Origin of the sequence: Microbacterium sp. CPCC 204701, from assembly GCF_004010105.1 — a bacterium.
Classification (GTDB): Bacteria; Actinomycetota; Actinomycetes; order Actinomycetales; family Microbacteriaceae; genus Microbacterium.
Genome location: NZ_RRYE01000201.1, coordinates 1 through 5,550, shown reverse-complemented (window position 1 = coordinate 5,550; position 5,550 = coordinate 1). Strand labels below are relative to the sequence as shown.

Here is a 5,550-nt window from a genome sequence, read left to right as displayed (position 1 = left end):
GCCCCACGCCGGCGCGCGCGAGGGCCTCCTCTGCCGCGCCGACGTCGCCCGACGAAGCCTCCGCTCCCGACGGCGCGGAGGCGGGCCCCACGCGCCGCAGCGCCACGGCCGCGAACTTGAACTCCGGCTGCTGCGAGAACTCGTCGACGGCGTCGCTCGTGACCGCGTTGACGGTCAGGTATTCTCCGTGCTCGTCGTTCCAGTGGAACGGCGCGAAGACGTCTCCCGGGCGCACCCGGTCGGTGACGACCGCGGGCACGACGAAGCGTCCGCGGCGCGATGAGACCTCGACCTGGTCACCGGCGGCGATGCCGTGGATCTCGGCATCGATTGGATGCACCTCCACGAACGGGCCGGGGGTGAGCCTGTTGAGCTTCGCGACCCTGCCGGTCTTGGTCATCGTGTGCCACTGATGCTGCAGGCGACCGGTGTTGAGCACCCACGGGAAGTCGTCGTCGGGAAGCTCGGCGGGGTCCATGTGCGGCCGCGCCAGAAACTGCGCGCGCCGCGAGGGCGTCGCAAAGGCGAGCATCGGAGCGGTTCCGTCCGGCTCGACGTGGAGCGCCTGGCTGACCCCGTCGTTGAGATACCGGATCGGATGCCTTGTCGCGTCGTCGCCCGGAGGCGCGGGCCACTGCACCGGGGTCCGGCGAAGGCGCTCGTAGGTGACGCCGCGCATGTCCCACCCGGTCTGCGGGTTCCAGAAGCGGCGGATCTCGTCGAAGACCTCCTCGCTCGTGGCGAACCCGAAGCCGTCTTCGTAGCCCATCGCCTGCGCGATCTGGCAGATCGTGAGCCAGTCCGGCTGCGCGTCCCCCGGCGCCTGGACGACCTGCTGCACCAGCGTGAGCGTGCGGTCGCTGTTCACCGTGACGCCGTCGGATTCGACCCAGAGTGTCGCCGGCAGCAGGATGTCGGCGTAGGCGTTCGTCGCGGTCTCGGTGTAGACGTCCTGGGCGATCACGAGCTCGGCGGTCTCGAGCGCCTCGATGACCGTCTTGCGGTTCGCGACCGAGGCGACCGGGTTCGAGCAGATGATCCAGGCGGCCTTGATCTCGCCCGCCGCCATCCTCCGGTACATGTCGATGGTGCCCGAGCCCGCCTCGGTCCGGATGGCGCCGGGCTCCAGGCCCCACACCTCCTCGACGAATGCCCGGTCGGCGGCGCTGAAGACGGCGCGCTGCCCAGGGAGGCCGGGGCCCATGTAGCCCATCTCACGGCCGCCCATCGCGTTCGGCTGGCCCGTGAGCGAGAACGGTCCGCTGCCTGGACGGCAGATCGCGCCGGTCGCGAGATGCAGGTTGCAGATCGCGTTCGTGCTCCACGTGCCGTGGGTCGACTGGTTGAGGCCCATCGTCCACAGGGTCATCCACTCGCCCGCTTCGCCGATCCACTGCGCCGCCGTGCGGATGTCGTCCTCGTTCAGCCCGGTGATCTCGGCCACCCGGTCGGGTGGGTAGTCCGCGACGAACGCCGGCATCGCCTCCCACCCCTCGGTGTGGGCGGCGATGAACTCCTCATCGATGTCGCCCGCTTCGACGAGGAGGTGGAGGAGGCCGTTCAGCAGCGCCAGATCGGTGCCGGGCGCGATCTGCAGGAACAGGTCCGCGCGGTCGGCGGTCGCGGTGCGCCGCGGGTCGACCACGATGAGCCGCGCCCCCTGCTTCAGCCGGTCGGCCATGCGCAGGAAGAGGATCGGGTGGCAGTCGGCGGTGTTCGAGCCGATGACGAAGAACAGGTCCGCCCGGTCGAAGTCCTCGTACGAGCCGGGAGGGCCGTCCGCGCCGAGCGACTGCTTGTAGCCGGTGCCGGCCGACGCCATGCACAGCCGCGAGTTCGACTCGATGTGGATGCCGCGCAGAGAGCCCTTCACCAGCTTGTTCGCAAGGTACTGGGCCTCGAGGCTCATCTGCCCCGACACGTACACGGCCACGGCATCGGGGCCGTGCTCGTCGACGATCGCACGGAGCCGGCGTCCGGCATCCGTCACCGCCTGCGAGAGCGGCACCGGCACGGCCGTCTCGCCGCGCGCCGGCCGCATGTGCGCGGACGTCATGCGTCCCGGGGCCGCCATGAGCTCGGCGTGCGTCGCGCCCTTCGTGCACAGGCGCCCCGCATTGGTCGGGTGCGTCGCGTCACCCGCGACCTTCGAGATCCGCAGCGCGTGCCCCGGCTCGACGTGCGACGTGGTGACGGCGATGCCGCAGCCCACGCCGCAGTACGAGCACACCGTGCGAACCACGGACCCGACTTCGGCCATGCCTCCGAGGATCCCCCACGGAGGTTCCGGAGGCTTTCCCGCCGTGTTTCCCGCAGATCACATCTGCTGCACTCGCGTGGCGCGGCGGAAGTGAGAGCCGAGGCTCAGGGGGTGTCGTCGCCCTCGTCGGTCGCAGCCGGGGCGGCGTCATCATCGGCCGGGAGCTCCTCGAACAGCCCGGGCGGCGGGGTCACGACGACACGGCCGCCGGGGACGTCCACCTCGGGCACGATCGCCTTCACGAACGGCACGAGCACCTCGTCGGCGTCGCCGGTCGCGGGCTTGACGATGAGGAGGTCCTGTGCGGGGAGATGATCGACCCGCACCACGCGGCCCACCACCTCGCCGTCGCGGACGACGTCGAGCCCGACCAGCTGGTGGTCGAACCATGCGTCGTCCTCGGTCGGCGTGGACTGCGGGTCTTCGTCGATCCAGAGGATGGCGCGCACGAGGGCCTCGGCCGCCGTGCGGTCCTCGACGCCCTCGAAGAAGGCGACCGGGTGGCTGTTCATCCACCGGAACTCGCGGACAGTGAGGGGCTTGCCGTGCCACGGCGAGGACTCCGGCACCTGCAGCGTGAAAGTCGCGCCGGGGACGAACCGGCCCTCGGGGTCGTCGGTGTACAGCTCCAGCTTGAGAGCGCCCTTCAGGCCGTGCGCCTTCACCAAGCGGCCCACGCGCAGCTGCGTCTTGCCGGCCTTGCCCGGGGGCACGGGGGGCACTGCGGGCGTCTTGGGCCGGTCCGCAGCCTCCGGCTGCTCGGCCCTGTCTTCGCCTGCCATCTCAGTCGTCCGCGACGTCGACACGGACGCGGCGTCCGTCGGCGAGGGCGCTGATGAGAGTGCGCAGGGCTTTGGCCGTGCGCCCGCCGCGCCCGATCACGCGACCCCGGTCGTCGGGGTGGACGTGCACCTCGAGCACATCGCCGCGAGACGACGTGGACGAGTCGATGCGAACGTCGTCGGGGTGATCCACGATCCCCTTGACGACGTGCTCGAGCGCGGCGGCGAGCAACGGATTACTCTGCGGGCTCGGCGGCCTCGGCCGCGTCGGTCGCCTCGTCGGCCGGCGCCTCGACGGGCTCCTCGGCCTTCTTCTCGGCCTTGGGCTTGACGACGGACTTCTTGGCGGAGTCGACCTCGAAGGCGGCCCTCTCCTCCTTGACCTTGACGGTCGAGACGGCGTTGGGGTCGCCCTGGAACTTGCCCCAGTCGCCGGTCAGCTTGAGGAGGGCGAGCACCTGCTCGGTCGGCTGCGCGCCGACGCCCAGCCAGTACTGCGCACGCTCGGAGTCGACCTCGATGAACGAGGGCTCTTCGGTGGGGTGGTACTTGCCGATCTCCTCGATGACACGGCCGTCGCGCTTGGTGCGCGAGTCGGCCACGACGATGCGGTAGTAGGGCGCACGGATCTTGCCGAGGCGCTTGAGACGGATCTTGACAGCCACGATTCTCCTGAATGTGTGGGAAGCGAACGAACCTGACGTCCGGGAGGTGGGGTGCACGCCCGGCGGGAGCTCAGAGGAGGACCGAAGCGCTGGATAGAGGGTCGAGCGGCCGGTCCGACCCTTTATTCTGCCAGATGACGACGCCTGTCGCGAACCACGTCGGTCGCGGCATCCGCGTGTCAGACTGAGCGGATGACGGTGCCCTTCGCGACGTCCGCCCGTTCGTCGGTCGGCCTGGAGTGGGAGATCATGCTGGCGGACGGCGAGTCCGGCGATCTCCTCCCCCGTGCCCCCGAGGTTCTCGCGGCCCTCGAAGACGACTCGTCGCTGGAGCGGTACACCGTGACCGGCGAGCTGCTGACGAACACCGTCGAGGTCACCAGCGGCGTCGGAGACACGGTCGCCGCCGCCGTCGACGACATCGCCGACGCCATCACGGCCGTGCGCACGTTCACCGATCCGGCCGGCATCGATCTGCTGTGCGCCGGCAGCCACCCGTTCGCGCAGTGGTACCACCAGAGCGTCACCGACAAGACGCGTTACCACAAGCTCATCGAGCGCACGCAGTGGTGGGGACGCAACATGATGATCTGGGGCATCCACGTGCACGTCGGCGTCGAGGACGTCAACAAGGTCTTCCCGATCATCAACGCCCTCTCGGTGTACCTGCCGCATCTGCAGGCACTGTCGGCGTCGAGTCCGTACTGGGCGGGCGAGCGCACCGGCTATGCGTCCAATCGCGCCCTGGTGTTCCAGCAGCTGCCGACGGCCGGGCTCCCGTGGCCGCTCGACGACTGGGCGCAGTTCGAGGCCTATCTCGACGACATGGTGGGGACGGGCGTCATGGAGGACGCCACCGAAGTGCGATGGGACATCCGGCCCGCGCCGCGGTGGGGAACGATCGAGGTGCGCGCGTGCGACGGCATGTCGACCCTCCCCGAGCTCGCCGCCGTCGGGGCGCTCGTGCAAGTGCTCGTCGAGCACTTCTCGCGCCGTCTCGACGAGGGACTGCCGCTGCAGACCATCCAGCCGTGGTTCACGCGCGAGAACAAGTGGCGCGCGGCGCGCTACGGCCTCGACGCCCGCATCATCGTCGACAACCTGGGAACCCAGCGTCTCGTCGCCGAGCATTTGCGCGAAACGCTCGACGAGGTCGCCGACATCGCGGTCGAGCTCAAGTGCGCGCGGGAGCTCGCGGGCATCGACACGATCCTCACCCAGGGTGCGAGCTACGCCCGCCAGCTCGCAGTGGCCGATCACGCCGACGGAGACCTGCGCCAGGTCGTCCGGCACCTGGTCGGTGAGTTCCGCTCGGGCCCCACGCTGCGCGAGCACCTCGCCTCGACAACTCCCTGACTCCCGGGCGCGGCTCACCGTACCCGTCACGAGTTCACGTGATCTCACCGACGCAGGACGATCCACCGCAGAACGGCCTACGCCCGTGAAATCACCTGACCCGGTGACGCCAGGAATCCCGGATGCCGCAACCCGAGGCATCCGTCGCCGTCACGGCACGCACGACCTCACCACCCCCACCCGCCACGAGATCAGGGGATCTCACGGGCGCAGGACGATCCGCCGCGAAACGGCCTACCCCCGTGAAATCACCTGACCCGGTCGCAGAGAGGGCGCATCCGGCGACGAACGGCGGATTCAGAGCTCCCGGGGGCCCGATCAGCCGCGGCCGAGGAGCTTCTGGAGCTCGGCGAGGTCGGCCTCGCTCGGCTGACCCTTCGCGCCGGCACCGGCCCCCAGCCCGAAGCCCGAGCCCGCGGGTGCCTGCGCCTGCGCCGCGATGCCGGCGTTCTCGGCGGCGCGCTTGGCCGGGTTGCCCGAGCGCGAG

Annotated in this window: 5 protein-coding genes and 1 pseudogene; 1 reads left to right on the top strand and 5 read right to left on the bottom strand. The window is 70.3% G+C overall.

The features are described from left to right. From EIO58_RS11790 to rpsP, 4 genes are all read right to left on the bottom strand, one after another. A partial coding sequence (locus EIO58_RS11790) for a molybdopterin oxidoreductase family protein (RefSeq protein WP_164861660.1) occupies positions 1–2,260 on the bottom strand: 2,260 nt, incomplete at its 3' end. Positions 2,261–2,364: 104 nt separating this feature from the next. Further along, complete coding sequence (gene rimM, locus EIO58_RS11785; protein WP_127819709.1) at positions 2,365–3,042, bottom strand: ribosome maturation factor RimM; 678 nt, start codon at positions 3,040–3,042, stop codon at positions 2,365–2,367. Between the two features lies 1 nt (position 3,043). Beyond that, positions 3,044–3,274 (bottom strand): RNA-binding protein, encoded by a 231-nt coding sequence (locus tag EIO58_RS11780; RefSeq protein ID WP_127819708.1) that lies wholly within the window; start codon positions 3,272–3,274, stop codon positions 3,044–3,046. 4 nt (positions 3,275–3,278) lie between these two features. Next, positions 3,279–3,707, bottom strand: coding sequence for a 30S ribosomal protein S16 (gene rpsP, locus EIO58_RS11775; RefSeq protein WP_127819707.1), 429 nt, complete (start codon positions 3,705–3,707; stop codon positions 3,279–3,281). A 192-nt stretch (positions 3,708–3,899) separates the two neighbouring features. Between rpsP and EIO58_RS11770 the strand changes: the two genes are divergently transcribed. Next, on the top strand, positions 3,900–5,063 hold the full coding sequence (locus EIO58_RS11770) for a glutamate--cysteine ligase (RefSeq protein ID WP_127819706.1): 1,164 nt from the start codon (positions 3,900–3,902) through the stop codon (positions 5,061–5,063). Between the two features lie 318 nt (positions 5,064–5,381). Here EIO58_RS11770 and EIO58_RS19340 read toward each other — a convergent pair. Beyond that, a pseudogene (locus tag EIO58_RS19340) lies at positions 5,382–5,550 on the bottom strand (signal recognition particle protein); the annotation flags it as partial.